Genomic DNA, 16381 nt, shown 5'->3' on the forward strand with positions numbered 1-16381 from the left:
CGATGACCACGATCTCGCCGCCGCTCACGGCGACCTGGCTGCGGTGCCACGACACCGCGCGGGCGGAAGGGCTGCGTCCGGCGCTGGCGGTGCTGCACGCGGCCCTGCCGGCCGGGGCATCCGCGTTCGGGGCCGGCGGTGCCGCGGTCCTGCCCGCCGCGTCCGCGGACGGCGACGTGCTCGTGGTCCGGACGGCGGAGCTGCCGGGCGGCCCGGTGGCCCTGGTGCGGACGCACCGGCCCGCGGGCCGGCCCGACCCGATCCTGGCGACCGGGTCGGTATGGCTGCGGCTGGGCCTCTCCGGCGCCCTGCTCGACTCCGGGCTCGCCTACCTGGGCGGGCGGCGCAGCGGCGACACCACCCTGCTGCGCCGCCAGATGGTCCAGGGTGCGGTCGCCGAGGCGCTGACCGGCCAGCTCGAGGTGCGGGCGTTCCTGACCGCGCACGAGCGGGGCCTGTCGCCGGACGCACTGGCCTACCTGCACCGGCGGCTCACCGACACCGACCGCGTCCTGCTGCGCCTGCTGGGCGCCGCCGGTTTCGTCCGGGGTGGCGCGGGCGAGGTCGCGGACGTCTCCGAGCTGCTCGCGGGGGCCTACACACCGGAGGTCGCGGCGTGACGGCGACCGTGCTGGACGAACGGCTCGTGACGCTGCGGGACGCGGCCCGGCAGTGGGGCGCGGAGTTCCGGACCGCGGGCGCGGGGCTCGACACCGCACCCGACGGTGTCGGCGCGCACCTGGACCTGGCCGGCGTCCGTTGCCTCGCCACCATGCTCGTCCCGGCGGAGTTCGGGGGCGCGGGCCTGCGCCTGGGCGCCCACCGCTTCCACGGCATGACGGCGATCGAGCGGGCGGTGGTGCTCGAAGAACTCGCCCGCGGCGACGCCGGCCTGATGCTCGCCAGCCCGGGCGCGTCGATGTCCGGCGTGCTCGTCGACGTCCTGGCCGACCGGGAGCAGAAGGAGTGGTTCTACGGCCGGCTCCTGGAGCGGCCGACCTGGACGTTCTTCGCGCTCACCGAACCGGACCGGGGTTCCGACGCCACCGCGCTGGAGACGGCGCTTTCGGCCCCGGCCGAGGGCAAGCATCGGCTCGACGGCCGCAAGAAGTACGTCGGCAACGCCGCCCGGGCCGCGCTGGGGGTCGTGTTCGCCCGCACCGGGCCCGGCCCGCTGGGCGTGACGGCGGTCCTGGTGGACACGGCGGACCCGGGGTTCCACGCCGAGCCGCTCGAGTCGCTGGGCCTGCGCGCCGCGCGGATCTGCGAGCTGACCCTGGACGGCGTCACCGTGCCCGCCGAGCGCGTGCTCGGCCGGGACCGCTCGCCCGCCCGGCGGGGCATGTGGGCGTGCGTGCAGACCTTCAACCGGCTGCGGCCGGGCGTCGCCGCGATCGCGGTCGGCATCGCCGCGGCCGCCCACGACTACGTGGTGACCGCCGGCGGCCCGCTCGGCCGCGACGGCCGCGACCGGCTCGAGGAGCTGGGCCACCGCATCGACGGCGTGCGCCACCTCGTGCACCTGTCCGCGATCGAGGTCGACGCCGACGGCTCCCGCGGCCACCTCGCCTCGGCGGCGAAGGCCGAAGCGTGCCGGCTGGCCGAGGAGGCCACGCTCGAAGCGTGCGGCTTCTTCGGGCCGCGGGCCCGCTGGGACCACCCGGCGCTGGACAAGCTCGTCCGGGACGCGCGCGGCGTCGAGTTCATGGAAGGCGCCGGCAACATCCAGAAGCTCACCGTCTTCCAGGGCCTGACCACGGGAAAGCTCGGCCGCACCGAGCCGTTCCCCGCCCACACCGGGAAATCGCCGACCGGAGGTGCGTCGTGCGGGTGATCACGAGGCCGGAGGAGTTCGACGTCACGGACCTCTACGTCGACCTCGAACACATCGTGGGCCGCCGGGTGCTGATGAAGTGCGAGGGCTTCAACTTCGCGCGGTCGAGCAAGCTCAAGCCCGCGCTGGAGATGGTGACGCTGGCCGAGCGCGCCGGCGTGCTGCGCCCGGGCTCGACCATCGTCGAGACGTCCTCGGGCAACCTCGGCGTGGCGCTGAGCCTGGTCGCGGCCAGCCGCGGCTACCGGTTCGTCTGCGTGACCGACCCGCGCAGCACGCTGCTCACCCGGCAGCTGATGCAGAACCTCGGCACCGAGGTGCTGGTCGCCCCCGACCCGGCCGCGGGCCTGCGGCTCGTCCGCAGTCTCTGCGCGGAGAACGACGGCTACACCTGGTTGGACCAGTACGTCAACGCGGGCAATTGGATGGCCCACTTCCGCTCGACCGGCCCGGACATCCTGCGCACCGTGCCGGACCTGGACGTGCTCTTCGTCGGGGTCGGCTCGGCCGGCACCCTCACCGGCTGCGCCCGCTACCTGCGCCAGGTCCGGCCGCAGGTGCGGATCGTGGCCGTCGAGTGCGTCGGCCCCGGCCCGCGGGCCGCCCGGCGCAGCACGGCGGTGCGCACCAGCGTCCGGTTCCCGGTCATCGACATGTCCCTTGTGGACGATCTGGTGCGGGTCGACGAGGCGGCCGCGATCCGCGCGTGCCGCCGGCTCGCGCTGAGCGGCTTCCTGCTCGGGGGCGGCTCGGGCATGGTGCTGGCGGGCGCGCTCGGGTGGCTTGAGGACAACGACGCGGCCACGGCGGTGGTGATCTCGCCCGATCTCGGTGACCGCTACCTGGACACGATCTACCAGGACCAGTGGGTCAAGGACAACTACGGCCCGGAAGCGCTGCTCGACGGAGCCGAACACGAAACCCCGTACGCCAAAACACTCTTCGAGGTGCCCAGATGACCGCGGTCGACGCGTTCCTGCCCCTGTCCACCGCACAGACCGACGTCTGGTACGACGAACAGCTCTCCGGTGGCGGCCTCGCCTACGCGATGGCGGACTACCTGGACATCACCGGCCCGCTGGACATCGACGTCTTCCAGGCGGCCCTGCGCGCCCTGGCCGACGAAGCCGAGTGCTTCCGGGCCCGGTTCGTCGAGGTCGAGGGCGAACCGCGGCAGCTCATCGAGCCGCTGACCGAGCTGCCGATCCGGTACCCGGACGTGACCGGGGAAGCCGACCCGGTGGCCGCCGCGCTCGACTGGATGCAGGAGGACATGCGGCACCCGTTCTCCCTGGCGGACTTCCCGCTCTTCCGCGGCGCCCTGATCAAGGTCGGTGCGCGGCGGCACTTCTGGTACCTCACCACGCACCACCTCATCGGCGACGGCTTCAGCGCGGCGATCTGCCACCGCCGGCTCGGCGAGCTGTACAACGCGCTGCTGGCCGGGGAGGACCCCGGGCCCACCGCCCTGCCGCCGTTCCGGCTGCTGCTCGACGCCGACCTCGCCTACCAGGACTCGCCGCACCGCGCCCGGGACAAGGCGTTCTGGGGACGGCACTTCGACACCACGCCCGACCTGGTCAGCTTGTCCGGCAAGGAACCGGCGCCGGCCCGCGGCTTCCTGCGGCGCACCATGGTGCTGCCCCCGGAGACGGCGAAGGCCGTGCGCGAGGCGGCCGCGGGTGCGAAGGTGACGCTGCCGACGTTCTTCATCGCCGCGATGGCGGCCTACACGCAACGGCTTTCGGGCATCAAGGACCTGCTGCTGACCGTTCCGGTCGCGGCGCGCGCGGGCGTGCGCTCGCGGGCGACCCCGGGCATGGTCGCGAACTACCTGCCGCTGCGGATGGTCGTCGAGCCGCAGATGACGATCGCTGCCCTGCTGGGCCAGGCGTCCAGCGAGCTCGCCGCGACGCTGAAGCACCAGCGCTACCACGTCAACCAGATCCGCCGGGACATCGGCGTGCGCAGCGACGAGCGCCGCCCGTTCGGCGGCCCGTTCGTCAACGTGCTCCCGCCCGAGCCCGGCCTGCGGCTCGGCGACTGCCACACGCGCGTGATGAACCTGTCGACCGGGATCACCAACGACCTCTCGCTGACCGTCCTCGACGTCACCGAAGACATCATCGAGATCCACCTCAACGGCAATCCCGACCTCTACGACGCCGAGGGCGTCACCGCGCACCTGGATCGGCTCGCCGGGTTCGTCGGCCGGCTCGCCGAGGCCGGCTCGTCGGCGGTGCTGGGCGGGGTCGACGTCGTCTCGGCGGACGAGCTGGGCGAGCTGCTGGCCTCCGGTGTCGGTACGGCCGGGGCGGTCGGGGCCGATGTCGTGTCGCGGGTGTGCGATTTCGCGCTGGCGTCGCCGGACGCGGCCGCGGTGGCCGACGGCGGCGGGCAGGTTTCCTACCGGTCCCTGGCGGGCCGGGCGAGCGCGCTGTCCCGCCGGCTTCCGGCCCGGGGTGTGGTGGGTGTGCTGGCCGACCCGGGCGTCGGTTTCGTGGCGGCGGTGCTGGGTGTGCTGTGGTCGGGGGCCGCTTTCGTGCCGCTGGACGCCGGGATGCCGGTGGCCCGCTTGGCCGGGTTGCTCGCCGATTCGGGCGCGAACGCCGTGGTGGCAGGCGCCGGGTTCGAGGAGCTGGCGGCATCCGTGGTGGCCGATGGCAGCGCCGAGATCGTCGTGCTCGACGACGCCGAAGACGAGGAGTGGGCACCGGTTTCCCGCGGCGATGCGGGTCTGGACTTGGCTTATGTGATCTTCACGTCGGGGTCGACGGGCCGTCCGAAGGGTGCGATGGTCCACCGCCGGGGGATGGTCAACCACCTGCTGGCGAAGGTCGAGGACCTGGGCCTGGCGTCGTCGGACGTGGTGGTGCAGAACGCGCCGGTGACGTTCGACGTTTCGGTGTGGCAGATGCTGGCGCCCCTGCTCGTCGGCGGCCGGGTCCGGGTGGTTTCCCGCGCGGTCGCCGCCGACCCGGACGCGTTGTTCGGCTTGATCCGGGCCGAGGGCGTTTCGGTGCTGGAGGTCGTGCCGTCGTTGCTGCGGGCGGCGCTGGATTCCTGGGACCTGGCCGAGCAGCCCGATGTCTCGGGGCTGCGGTGGCTGGTGGTGACGGGGGAGGCGTTGCCGCCGGATCTGTGTGCGCGGTGGTCCGCGCGGTTCCCGGACGTGCCGCTGGTCAACGCGTACGGCCCAACCGAGTGTTCGGATGATGTGACGCATGCGGTGATCCGGTCCGGTGTCGAGGTGGTGCCGATCGGTCACGCGGTGCGGAATTCCCGGCTGTACGTGCTGGGCGACGAACTGCGCCCGGTGCCCGCCGGTTCGGTCGGCGAGCTGTTCGTCGGTGGCCTGGTCGTCGGCCGCGGTTACGTGGGCGACCCGGCGCGGACGGCGGCGGTGTTCGTCGCGGATCCCTTCGGCGGCGCCGGTGCCCGGATGTACCGCACCGGCGACCGCGTCCGGATGCGCGAAGACGGTCAGCTGGAGTTCGTGGAGCGCCGCGACTTCCAGGTCAAGATCCGTGGCCACCGCATCGAACTCGGCGAGATCGAAAGCGTCCTGCGGTCCATGCCCGGCGTCCTGGACGCCGTCGTGCGGGTGCTCACCGACGCCGACGGCGGCAAGCGCCTGGCCGGCTACCTGATCGGCGTCGAGGGCGAGGGCCCGATCGACGCCGGTACCGTGCGCAGCACCGCCCAGCAGCTGCTCCCGGACTACATGGTGCCCTCGGCACTGGTCGTGCTCGACGAGCTGCCGCTCACCGAACACGGCAAGGTCGACCGCGAAGCGCTGCCCGCCCCGGACTTCCGGGCCGAGGTCGTCGGGCGCCGGCCCCGCAACACCGTCGAGACGGTCGTCTGCGACATCCTCGCCGAAGTGCTGTCCGTGCCGCGCGTCTACATCGACGACAACTTCTTCGCCCTCGGCGGCGACAGCATCAGCGCCATCCAGGTGGCCGGCCGGGCCCGCACGGCGGGCATCGAGCTGACCCCGCGCGACATCCTCGAGCGCCGGACGCCGGCCGCCATCGCCGAGCAGGTCGCCGTCCGCGAGCCGGGCTCCGAAGTCGTCGTCTCGGACGGCCCGCTGGTCGAGCTGACCGACGACGAGCTGCGGGAACTGGCGCCCGAGGGCGGCCGCATCGAGGACGCCCTGCCGCTGTCCGCGCTGCAGCAGGGCCTGCTGTTCCACTCCGAGTTCGACCCCGACGGCGTCGACGTCTACACCGTGCAGGCCACCGCGGAGCTCGCCGGCGCGCTCGACGTCGACGCGATGCGCGAAGCGTGTGCCGCGTTGCTGCGCCGGTACGCCACGCTGCGCGCGTACTTCCGGCACCGCCGCGGCGGCGACGCCGTGCAGCTGATCGCCGCCGAGGTCGCCCTGCCCTGGACCGAGATCGACCTGTCCACGCTGCCCGAGCCCGAACGCGACGACCGGCTGAACCGGCTGGCGGCCGAGGACCGGGAGCGCCGGTTCGACCTCGCACACCCGCCGCTGGTCCGGTTCACCTTGATCAAGATCGCGGCCGGGCGCTACCGCTTCCTCTGGACCGCCCACCACATCGCCACCGACGGCTGGTCGGTGCCGATCCTCATCCGCGAGCTGGCCACGCTGTACACCCACGGCCCGGCGGCGGCGCTGCCGGAAGTGGCCCCGTTCCGGAACTACCTGGCCTGGCTCGGCCGCCAGGACGAGCGGGAAGCCCGGCAGGCGTGGCGCGAAGTCCTCGACGGCCTCACCGAACCCACGAAGGTGGCGCCGGAGGCCGGCGGCCACCTGAAGGCGGTGCCGGAGTCGGCCGAGGTCGTGCTGACCCGGGACGAGACCGCCGAACTGGTGGCGTGGGCCCGCCGCCACGAGCTGACCCTCAACACCGTCGTGCAGGCCTGCTGGGCGATCCTGGTCGGCCGGCTCACCGGCCGGCGGGACGTCGTGTTCGGCTCGGTCACCTCCGGGCGCCCGGCGGAGCTGCCGGGCGTGGAGACCATGGTCGGCATGTTCATCAACACGGTGCCGGTCCGGGCCGATCTCGACCCGGCGGGCACCCTCGGCGAGCTCCTGGTCGTCCTGCGCGACCAGCAGGCCCGGATGTCGGCCTACCAGCACGTCGGGCTCGCCGAGGTGCAGAACGACGTCCCCGGCCTCGCCGGCACCGGTGAGCTGTTCGACACCGCCATCGTCTTCGAGAACGTACCCGCCGACGGGCCGGAGACCGAGGTCGTCCTGGGCGACGACGTCCGCGTGCTCGACGCCGTCACCGAGGACTCCCGCCACTACCCGCTGAGCCTGGTCGTGAACCCGGGCCCCGAACTGGCCTTCCGCTTCGACTACGCCCCCGAGGCGTTCGACGCCGGGCGCGTCGGCCGGATCACCGGGATGTTCCGGCACCTGCTCGACACCGCCATCGCCGATCCTTCGGTGGCGCTCGGGACGATCGACGTGGTGCCGGCGGCGGAGCTGGAGCGGGGCGCCGGCGCGACCGGGCCGGTGGGCGCCGACGTGGTGGCCCGGGTCTGCGAATTCGCGCTGTCCGCCCCGGAAGCGGCGGCCGTGTCCGACGGCGACGGGTGGGTTTCCTACGGGTCCCTCTCCGGGCGGGCGAGTGCGCTGTCCCGCCGGGTGGGCGGCGGCGTGGTCGGGATCCTGGCCGACCCCGGGGTCGGGTTCGTGACGGCCGTACTGGGCGTGCTGTGGTCCGGGGCGGCGTACGTGCCCCTGGACCCGACGCTCCCGGTGGCCCGGCTGGCGGGGTTGCTGGTGGATTCCGGTGCCGCGTCCATTGTGGTCGGTCCGGGCTTCGCGGACCTGGCGGCGGAAGTCGCCGGCGGCGACCTCGGGATCGTGGTCCTGGATGACGCCGAAGACGAGGACTGGGCGCCGGTCGCGGCGGGTGACGCGGGTCTGGACCTGGGGTACGTGATTTTCACGTCGGGTTCGACGGGCCGTCCGAAGGGTGCGATGGTGCACCGCCGCGGGATGGTGAACCACTTGCTGGCGAAGGTCGAGGATCTCGGGCTGGCGTCGTCGGATGTGGTGGTGCAGAACGCTCCCGTGACCTTCGACGTCTCGGTGTGGCAGATGCTGGCACCGCTGCTGGTCGGTGGCCGGGTCCGGGTGGTGTCGCGGGTCGTGGCGGCGGATCCGGACGCGTTGTTCGGCCTGATCCGGGCCGAAGGGGTTTCGGTGCTGGAAGTCGTGCCGTCGCTGCTGCGGGCGGCCCTGGATTCCTGGGACCTGGCCGAGCAGCCGGATGTCTCGGGGTTGCGCTGGCTGGTTGTGACGGGGGAGGCCCTGCCGCCGGACCTGTGCGCGCGGTGGTTCGCGCGGTTCCCGGACGTGCCGCTGGTGAACGCCTACGGCCCGACGGAGTGTTCCGACGACGTGACGCACGCAGTGATCCGGTCCGGTGTCGAGGTGGTGCCGATCGGCCGGGCGGTGCGGAATTCCCGGCTGTACGTGCTGGGCGACGAACTGCGCCCGGTGCCTCCGGGTGTCATCGGCGAGCTGTTCGTCGGCGGCCTGGTCGTCGGCCGGGGTTACGTGGGAGATCCGGTCAAGACGGCGGTGGTGTTCGTCGCGGATCCCTTCGGCGGCGCCGGTGCCCGGATGTACCGCACCGGCGACCGCGTGCGGATGCGTCCCGACGGTGAGCTGGAGTTCGTGGAACGCCGCGACTTCCAGGTCAAGATCCGGGGTCACCGCATCGAACTCGGCGAGATCGAAGCCTGCCTGGCCGCGCACACGGGCGTCGGCGAAGCGGTCGTCACGGTGCACGGCACGGGCAACGACCGGCGGCTCGTCGCGTACATCTCCGGCGCGGTGACCGCCGAGGAGCTGCGCGAGCACGTGACCGCGCAGCTGCCGGCGTACATGGTCCCGGGTGCGTACCTCGTGCTCGACCGGTTCCCGCTGACCGCGCACGGCAAGATCGACCGCAAGGCACTGCCCGCGCCGGACCGGCACCCCGGCGCGACCGCCCGGGGTCCGCGCACCCCGGTCGAGGCGACGCTGTGCGAGATCTGGGCCGACGTGCTCGGCCTTCCGGAGGTCGGGATCGACGACGACTTCTTCGTCATCGGCGGGCATTCCCTGCTGGCGAACTCGGTCGTGAGCCGGGTCCGGTCGGCGGTGGCCGCCGAACTGTCCATCCGGGACCTCTTCGAGGCGCGGACCGTGAGCCGGCTCGCCGGCCGGCTCGTCTCCGCGGGCCAGGCGGGCGCCGGGTTCCGCAAGCTCGCGCGGCCGGAGAAGATCCCGCTGTCGCACGCGCAGACCCGGATGTGGTTCCTCAACCGGCTGGAAAGCGCCGGGTACACCATCCCGCTGGCCGTCCGGCTCGGCGGGGACCTCGACCCGGCGGCCATGGCGGCCGCGCTCGGCGACGTCGTCGAACGGCACGAGATCCTGCGCACGGTCTTCCCGGACGTCGACGGCGTCCCGTACCAGCGCGTGCTCGCCCCGGACGCCCCCCTCGCCACGGCAACGGTCACCGAGGACGAGCTCACCGCGGCCCTCGAAGCCGAGGCGAGCCGCGCGTTCGACCTCGCCGCCGACCGTCCGCTGCGGGCCACCCTGTACCGCGTCGGGGACGAGCACGTGCTGCTGCTCGTCCTGCACCACATCGCGGGCGACGGCTGGTCGGTGGACGTCCTGGCGCGCGATCTGGCGACCGCGTACGACGCCCGGGTCCGCGGAGCCGAGCCCGGCTGGGCGGACCTGCCCGCGCAGTACGCCGACTACGCGGTCTGGCAGCGCGAGCTGCTCGACGACCGCCAGGCGGCGGACCGGCAGTGGGAATACTGGCGCGACGCCCTCGACGGCCTCCCCGGCGAGCTGCGGCTGCCCACGGACCTCCCCCGCCGGGCAGCCACCGCCTTCCGCGGCGGCTCGGTCGGCTTCGAGGTGCCCCCGACCGTCCACAAAGCACTGATCGCACTCGCTCGCCGCTCCGGCGCCAGCGTCTTCATGGTGGTGCAGGCGGCGGTCGCCGCACTGCTCACCAAGCACGGCGCGGGCACGGACATCCCGCTGGGCAGCCTGGTCGCGGGCCGCTCGGACGAGGTGACGAACAACCTGGTGGGCTTCTTCGTCAACACCCTCGTGCTGCGCACCGACACCGGCCGAAACCCGACGTTCGCCGAACTGGTCGGCCGGGTGCGGGACACCGACCTCGAGGCGTACGCGCACCAGGACCTGCCGTTCGAGCTCCTGCTCGAGCTGGCCCGGCCCGCGCGGTCGCTGTCGCGGCAACCGCTGTTCCAGGTGATGCTGTCGTACTACGAGGTCCCGGACCCGCGGTTCACGATCGGCGGGCTTTCGGTGCGGCCGGAGATCCTTCCGGCAACGGGCGCGAAGTTCAAGTTCGACCTGACGTTCCAGCTCGGCGAGCGCCCGGGCGAAGCGGGGATGGAAGGCAGCATCGAGTACTGCGCGGACCTGTTCACCCCGGAGACGGCGGACCTGCTCGCCGCCCGCCTGAACCGGCTGTTGTCGGCGGTCGCGGAAGATCCGGAGCTGCCGCTGAGCGGGATCGAGCTGGCGCCGCCGGTCGAGCCGGCTGTGGTGTCCGTGGAGCCGGCGGAGCTGCCGGTGCTGCGGAACAGCCGGGGTCCGGCCGCGATCTGGGACGGCGGCCGGGTCAGTCACGCCCAGCTGCGCCGCCGTGTGACCGCGGAGGCCCGGAAGCTGAGGGCTCGCGGCGCGGGTCCGGAGTGGACGGTGTCGATCGCCGCGCGATCGGCGGCGGAACGCGTGGTGCAGGTCCTGGCCGCGCTCGAAGCGGGCGCGGCGTACCGCCTGATCGAGCCGGCCGGCGAGTCCGGCGTGGTGACCGAGGTCGGTCGCGCCCTGGACAGCCCGGTCCCCATGCGCCCCAATGTGGCCTTCGGTGCGTCAGACGCACCGAAGGCCGCCTTGGGTGCGTCAGACGCACCGAAGGCCGCCTTGGGGCGCATGGGGTCCGCCGCGCCGGTGTCTCCCGCGCACGCGGCCGCTCACCTGCCGGACGGCACCATCCTCTCCCGCCGCGCCCTCGCCGAATCCGTCGCCGCACTTCGCGACTCCATTCCGGCGAACAGCCGCGTCGTCGTCCCCGGCCTGCCCGATGTCATCCCCGTCGTGCTCGCCGCGCTGGCCGCCGGCGGATCCGTCCACCTCACCGAAGGCGACGCCACCACACTCGCCCGGCTGCTCGAAGGCGAACTGCCCGCCGTGCTGATCGTCACCGCCCACCAGGTCCGGGCGCTCGCGGCCCGGCACGAAGCCGCCCTCGCCGGCGTCCGGCTGATCGTCACCGGCGAACCGCTCGCCGGCCCGCTCACCGAACGGCTCCACCGCGCCGGCGCGGAAGTCCATACACACCACGGCAACCTCACCGGCGCCGCGGAGCCCGGCCGCCTGCCGGACCCGCCCCGCGCCACGCGCGCCTACGTCCTCGACGAAACGCTGCGGCCCGTCCCGCCGGGCGCGCACGGCGAACTCTGGCTCGCCGGCCCGGCCCTCGCCCGCGGCTACGCGGGACAACCGGGCCGCACCGCCGCGCGGTTCGTCGCGGACCCCTTCGCCGCGGGGGAACGGATGTTCCGCACCGGCGACGTCGTCCGCCGCCGGCTCGACGGCAGCCTCGAACCGGCCGCCGGGAACCTGCCGGCACGCGGGTTCGCCATCCGCGGTGTCGAGGTCGAGTCCGCGCTGCTGCGGCACCCCGGCGTCGCCGCGGCCGAAGTCGTGGTTCGCGACGACCAGCTCGTCGCCTACGTCGTCGGCCGCGGAGACGGCCTGCGCGAACACCTCGCACGGGAACTGCCGGACTTCGCGGTACCGGCGGCGATCGTCGAACTCGAGGCCATCCCGCTCACCGCGGCCGGCGAGCTCGACCACTCGAAGCTGCCCGCACCCCAACGGAAAAACAGCACACCGGCCGAGGAGGTCCTGCGGCTGGCCTTCGCCGAGACGCTCGGCCTGCCCGAGGTCGGCGTCGACGCCGACTTCTTCGCACTGGGCGGCAACAGCCTGCTCTCCGTGCGGCTGGTCGCGCTGGCCCGCAACGCCGGGCTGCGGTTCACCGTGGCGGACGTCCTGACGCACGGGACCGTCGAGCGCCTGGCCGGGCTGGCCGGCACCGGCACCGGCACCGGCGATGGCGGCGATGTGCTCGACCCGTTCGCCCCGGTGCTGCCGATCCGGCCGGACGGCGACCGGGAACCGCTGTTCTGCGTGCACGCGGGACTCGGGCTGAGCCTGCCCTACCTCGGGCTCGTCCAGCACCTCGACCCCGGCCGCCCGATGTACGGGCTGCAGTCGCCGAACATCGGCGGGGACCGCGAACTTCCCGTCAGCGTCGAGGACGTCGCCGAGGAGTACGTCGCCCGGATCCGCGCGATCCAGCCGGCGGGCCCGTACCACCTGCTCGGCTGGTCGTTCGGCGGCCTGCTGGCCCACGAAATCGCCGTGCAGCTGCAGGAAGCGGGGGAGCGGGTCGAAACCCTCTGCGTGCTGGACAGTTTCCCGGTCGACGCGGCGGGCCAGGCCCCGCCGACCCGGCAGGAGCTGCTGGTCAGCTTCCTCGAGCACCTCGGTCACGACGCGGATGCGGCCGCCGAACTGTCCCCCGGGGACGTCATCGACGTCCTGCGCCGCGGCGGGTCGCGGCTGGCCGGGATCGGCGAGGAGCGGATGACCCGCGTGCTCGACGTGATGAGCAACAACGGCGAGCTCGCGCTCCGGTACGAGCCCGCCCGCTTCTCCGGCCGGCTGCTGCTGTTCCTGGCGGCCGACGGGCGCACCGAGGACGACCTCGCCGAGCGGCCCGGCCGCTGGGCACCGTACGTCGACGGGGCGATCGAATCGCACCGCATCGGCTGCGGGCACGAATTCATGATGCACCCGCAAGCCCAGGCCGCCATCGGCCGGATCGTCGCCGCCGCACTGGACGGCTCTTCCGAGGAGGACGAATGACTGTGATTGCCCCGGCGGGAACGCGGCGGCTTTCCGACGCCGTGGTGGAGGTGCTGGCGCTCGCCGGGCGCCGGCTCACCCACCTGCGCAACGTTCCGGGCCGCCTGCTGGCGGTCACCCTGAACCCGCTGATCACCATGCTGGCCATCGGGTACGTGTTCAAGGACGCGGTGATCGTGCCGGGCAGCGGCAGCTACCCGGAGTTCCTGTTCCCCGCCGCGCTGATGCAGGTCGGCCTGGCCGGCATCGCCCCCACCGCCATCGCCGTCGCCACCGACCTCAACGGCGGCCTGACCGACCGGTTCCGTTCGCTGCCGATCGTCCGGCCCGCCGTGCTGATCGGGCACTCCCTCGGTGACCTCGTGGTCGGCCTGATCGCCCTCGCCATCACCGTGGCGTCCGGCCTGCTCGTCGGCGGCCGGGTGCACACCGGGTTCCTGCCGCTGGTCGGCGGGCTCGCCCTGCTCGTCGTGTTCCTCTACGCGATGATCTGGGTCGGCATCCTGCTCGGCCTCACCTTGCGCAACCCCGAGGCGATCGACGGCATCGGCGCGGTGGCGACGCTCGGCCTTTCCTTCCTCTCCAACGCTTTCATGTCGACCGACCGCCTGCCGGTGTGGCTGCGGCCGGTCGCGGAGTGGAACCCGGTCAGCTCGGTGACCACCGCGGTCCGGCGCCTGTGGGGCACGCCCGTCGACGAGACCGGGTTCCCCGCCCAGCACCCCGGCGTGGTCGTGGCGATCACCCTCGTCCTCACGCTGGTGCTCGCCTGCTCTCTGAGCTTCCGCAAGTACCGCACCATCGCTTAGCGCTGCAGGGGGAGATCCTGGACGCCGGCCTGCCGGTCTGCCGCAGCTGGTCGTGAGTGGTAAGTCGGGTCAGACCCGACGGTCACCCCCCCGGCGGCCAACTCGCCAACCGGAACGACCAACTCACCCGCGGGAACGGCCAACTCACCCACACCGCCAGCGAGTTGGCCGTTCCGGTGCGTGAATTGGCCGTTCCGGGCGGTGAGTTGGCCCTAGAACCCGACTTACCACTCACGACCGGGTCAGGTGGCGGTCAGCGTGCCGTCAGCCGGTCCGAACACCATGACAGCAAACCACAGGCCCGACACAGACGGAGATGTGAAGTGACGAGTCCATTCGACGACGAGAACGGCCGGTTCCTCGTTCTGGTCAACGCCGAGGAAGAACGCAGCATCTGGCCCGTGTTCGCCGCGGTGCCGCCGGGGTGGGAGGTCACGCTGGGGGAGAGTTCCCGCGCGGACGCGGTCGCCCACGTCGAGGCCACCTGGACGGACCTGCGCCCGAAGAGCCTGCGGGACGCCGGCTGATGGCGAGCGACGCGCTCGACCGCGAAGCGGCCATCGAAGTCACCGGGCTGCGCAAGGGATTCGGCAGCCACGAAGCCCTGGCCGGCGTCGATCTGCGGGTGCCCGCCGGGTCGGTGCTGGGCCTGCTCGGCCCCAACGGCGCCGGCAAGACCACCACCGTCCGGGTGCTCGCGACGCTGCTGCGCCCGGACGGCGGCACCGCCCGGGTCGCCGGGTTCGACGTGGTCACGCAGGCGAAGCAGGTGCAGCGCCGGATCGGTCTCGTCGGCCAGTACGCCGCGGTCGACGAACTGCTCACCGGGCGGCAGAACCTCCAGCTGCTCGGCACGCTGCTGCACCTCGGCCGGCGCGGAGCCCGGGAACGGGCCACCGAGCTGCTCGAGCGGTTCGACCTGACCGCGGCCGCCGACCGGGCCGTCGGCACCTACTCCGGCGGCATGCGGCGGCGGCTCGACCTGGCGACCTGCCTGATCGGCCGCCCGTCGGTGCTGTTCCTCGACGAGCCGACCACCGGCCTCGACCCGGCGAGCCGCAGCACGCTGTGGGGGATCGTGCGGGGCCTGGTCGACGAGGGCGTCACGGTCCTGCTCACCACGCAGTACCTCGAAGAGGCGGACTACCTCGCCGACCACATCGTCGTGATCGACCACGGCCGCGTGATCGCCGAGGGCACCGCCGACGAGCTGAAGCGCAAGATCGGCGCGGAGCGGCTCGAGGTCGCCGTCGCCGAGGAGAAGTGGCTGCAGCCCGCGGTTTCGGCGCTGTCCGGCGTTTCGGCCTCGGCGGTGACCGTCGACGAACGCAAGCGGAGCATCGCGGTCGAGCTGCCCGACACCGCCGGGGGCATCGCGGCCGCGGCCGCCGCCCTGCGCGACGCCGGCGTCGAGTACACCGACTTCGCCCTGCGCCGACCGACGCTCGACGAAGTGTTCCTCGATCTCACGGGACGTCCTCCGATCGCCTGACCGGCCGCCACCAGCTCGTCCGTCCGCCCAGGACGGCGAGCCGGGGCAGCAGCAGGAACCGGACGATCGTCGTGTCGACGACGAGGACCACCGCGGTCGCCAGGGCGAACTCCCGGACGTCCCCGTGCTCGGTCAGTCCCCAGACCAGCCACATCACCACCGTCACCAGCAGCGCGCCGCCGGATGCCGACCAGGCCCGGCGGCACGCGTGCGCAATGGTGTTGCGCCGGGACATCCCGGCCAGCGTCTCGCTCCGAAGCCGGTGCAGTAGGTAGACCTGCAGGTGGTTCGCCGGCACGAGCAGGGCGACCACCAGCACCATGGGCGCCCAGGCCGGCATCGGATCGACGAGCAGGGCCAGCACGCCCAGCCCGGCGAACACGGCGACGCCGTTCAGCAGGAAGGTCGCCAGGGCCACCACCGGACGCCGGTAGGCGACAAGCGTGGCCAGGCCGAGGACCACCAGCATCGTCGTCACCCCGCAGACGTCCAGGTCGGCGGCCAGGGGCCGGCAGCCCGCGCAGGCGGGGGCGAACACCCGCACCGCCCCGTAGACCGCGACGGTGCCCAGCGTCAGCACGCCGGCCGCGATGGCCGTCGGCCGCACGAACCGGGGCAGGTGGCTGACCTGCAGCGCCGGAGGCAGCGGCGGGAGCGGTCTCGCCGCAGCGTTCAGGGCGGGCAGCAGGCTGAGCGAGGCCGCGGTCGCCACCAGCACCACCACGAGGACGGCGGTCGCCAGCGGCGCCAGGCCCGCGGTGCCGACGACGGCCACCGCGGTCAGCGAGACGGCGAGGGCCCCGCCCGAGACGAGGGCGGCGTTGCCGGCCGTGCTCGCGACGATCCGGGCGGCCCGCGACGCGTCGTTCCCGCTCGCCACCGCTTCCCGGCTCCGGCAGAGGGCGAACAGCATGTGCTGGGCCGCCACCGTGATGACGACGAGCAGCGCCGCGTTCCCGGCGAGCGGTGTCATCGAGGCGGACTCGGAAACCGCGTCCAGCATGGCCGCCGACGTGGCCGTGACGACGCTGATGAACAGCGCCGAAACGAGCAGGAGCAGCCGGGAGAACGGGGCGCTCATCAGGATCGCGATCGGCGCGGCGATCACCGGCCACCAGTTCGCCGCCACGTCGGGGTCGGACAGGGAGCCGCCACCCAGCCGGGGCCCGCCGGCGAGGCCGGGCAGCTCCGCCACGGCGACGAAGACCAGCCACAGCGCGATGACCGCGCTGGGATGCTCGGCACACCAGCAGGAGGTGCGGACGGCAAGGGAAGGCTTCACG

General features: G+C 73.3%; 8 protein-coding genes. 7 read left to right on the forward strand and 1 reads right to left on the reverse strand.

Going from position 1 to position 16381, the window contains the following annotated elements; genetic code table 11:
• Nucleotides 1–2: 2 nt before the first annotated feature.
• The 7 genes from ACLJQF_RS00365 (at nucleotide 3) to ACLJQF_RS00395 (ending at nucleotide 15098) form a co-directional block, all read left to right on the forward strand.
• Nucleotides 3–620: a DUF2786 domain-containing protein gene (locus ACLJQF_RS00365; protein ID WP_410606157.1), complete on the forward strand. Its 618-nt coding sequence runs from the start codon at nucleotides 3–5 to the stop codon at nucleotides 618–620.
• The gene (locus tag ACLJQF_RS00370; protein WP_410606158.1) at nucleotides 617–1834 is read left to right on the forward strand and encodes an acyl-CoA dehydrogenase family protein; all 1218 of its coding nucleotides are present in this window, start codon (nucleotides 617–619) and stop codon (nucleotides 1832–1834) included. Before ACLJQF_RS00365 ends, ACLJQF_RS00370 begins: the two co-directional genes overlap by 4 nt.
• Entirely contained in the window at nucleotides 1825–2793 is a 969-nt protein-coding gene (locus ACLJQF_RS00375; RefSeq protein ID WP_410606159.1) for a pyridoxal-phosphate dependent enzyme, read from the forward strand. The genes ACLJQF_RS00370 and ACLJQF_RS00375 overlap by 10 nt, the downstream gene beginning before the upstream one ends.
• The gene (locus ACLJQF_RS00380; protein WP_410606160.1) at nucleotides 2790–12797 is read left to right on the forward strand and encodes an amino acid adenylation domain-containing protein; all 10008 of its coding nucleotides are present in this window, start codon (nucleotides 2790–2792) and stop codon (nucleotides 12795–12797) included. Before ACLJQF_RS00375 ends, ACLJQF_RS00380 begins: the two co-directional genes overlap by 4 nt.
• The gene (locus tag ACLJQF_RS00385) at nucleotides 12794–13606 is read left to right on the forward strand and encodes an ABC transporter permease (RefSeq protein WP_410606161.1); all 813 of its coding nucleotides are present in this window, start codon (nucleotides 12794–12796) and stop codon (nucleotides 13604–13606) included. The genes ACLJQF_RS00380 and ACLJQF_RS00385 overlap by 4 nt, the downstream gene beginning before the upstream one ends.
• Before the next feature lie 323 nt (nucleotides 13607–13929).
• On the forward strand, nucleotides 13930–14133 hold the full coding sequence (locus tag ACLJQF_RS00390) for an MbtH family protein (RefSeq protein WP_285991114.1): 204 nt from the start codon (nucleotides 13930–13932) through the stop codon (nucleotides 14131–14133).
• A complete protein-coding gene (locus ACLJQF_RS00395) occupies nucleotides 14133–15098 on the forward strand; it encodes an ATP-binding cassette domain-containing protein (protein WP_410606162.1) in 966 nt (321 codons plus the stop codon). Before ACLJQF_RS00390 ends, ACLJQF_RS00395 begins: the two co-directional genes overlap by 1 nt.
• On the opposite strand, the gene ACLJQF_RS00400 is transcribed toward ACLJQF_RS00395, so the two are convergent.
• Nucleotides 15073–16380 (reverse strand): MMPL family transporter, encoded by a 1308-nt coding sequence (locus tag ACLJQF_RS00400; RefSeq protein WP_410606163.1) that lies wholly within the window; start codon nucleotides 16378–16380, stop codon nucleotides 15073–15075. The two genes, ACLJQF_RS00395 and ACLJQF_RS00400, sit on opposite strands and share 26 nt — an antisense overlap.
• Nucleotide 16381 lies beyond the last annotated feature (1 nt).

This window comes from Amycolatopsis sp. lyj-109 (genome assembly GCF_046548995.1).
Classification (GTDB): Bacteria; Actinomycetota; Actinomycetes; order Mycobacteriales; family Pseudonocardiaceae; genus Amycolatopsis.

Coding starts and splice junctions, on each gene's coding strand:
- ACLJQF_RS00365 (WP_410606157.1), top strand. CDS start 3: ATGACCACGATCTCGCCGCCGCTCACGGCGACCTGGCTGCGGTGCCAC.
- ACLJQF_RS00380 (WP_410606160.1), top strand. CDS start 2,790: ATGACCGCGGTCGACGCGTTCCTGCCCCTGTCCACCGCACAGACCGAC.
- ACLJQF_RS00385 (WP_410606161.1), top strand. CDS start 12,794: ATGACTGTGATTGCCCCGGCGGGAACGCGGCGGCTTTCCGACGCCGTG.
- ACLJQF_RS00395 (WP_410606162.1), top strand. CDS start 14,133: ATGGCGAGCGACGCGCTCGACCGCGAAGCGGCCATCGAAGTCACCGGG.